We start from the raw sequence: 443 nt of genomic DNA, 5'->3' as shown, positions 1-443 counted from the left end.
TCCCCATTCGGAGATCCCCGGATCAAAGCGTGCTTACCGCTCCCCGAGGCTTATCGCAGTTCGCTGCGTCCTTCTTCGGCTCCTAGCGCCAAGGCATCCACCGTGTGCCCTTAGTAACTTAACCACAGGATGTGGTTATGTCTGCGTTCCAACAGGACGTTGGAGACTTTAGCAGACGTACCTTAAACATCACTTTCAAATATCCTTAGCAATTACATGCAGTATCCAGTTTTCAAGGAACAACGACGCACAGGATGTGCTAGTGTCTGCGTGGCCTCATGGATGAGGCGATTTTAGCAGACGATCCTTTTGCGACCGCCTGGCAACGTCCTACTCTCCCGGCTCCCTGCGGAGCAAGTACCATCGGCGCTGGAGGGCTTAACGGCCGTGTTCGGCATGGGAACGGGTGTGTCCCCTCCGCCATCATCACCAGACTTATAGGA

2 rRNA genes are annotated in these 443 nt (G+C 54.4%); both read right to left on the bottom strand.

Going from position 1 to position 443, the window contains the following annotated elements:
- A 23S ribosomal RNA gene (locus tag C3B52_RS35915) occupies positions 1 to 124 on the bottom strand; the annotation flags it as partial.
- A gap of 193 nt (positions 125 to 317) precedes the next feature.
- Positions 318 to 434 (bottom strand): 5S ribosomal RNA (gene rrf / locus C3B52_RS35910).
- Positions 435 to 443: the final 9 nt, after the last annotated feature.

Origin of the sequence: Brevibacillus reuszeri (assembly GCF_002897295.1) — a bacterium.
Classification (GTDB): Bacteria; Bacillota; Bacilli; order Brevibacillales; family Brevibacillaceae; genus Brevibacillus; species Brevibacillus reuszeri_A.
This window is presented reverse-complemented; position numbering and strand designations above follow the sequence as displayed.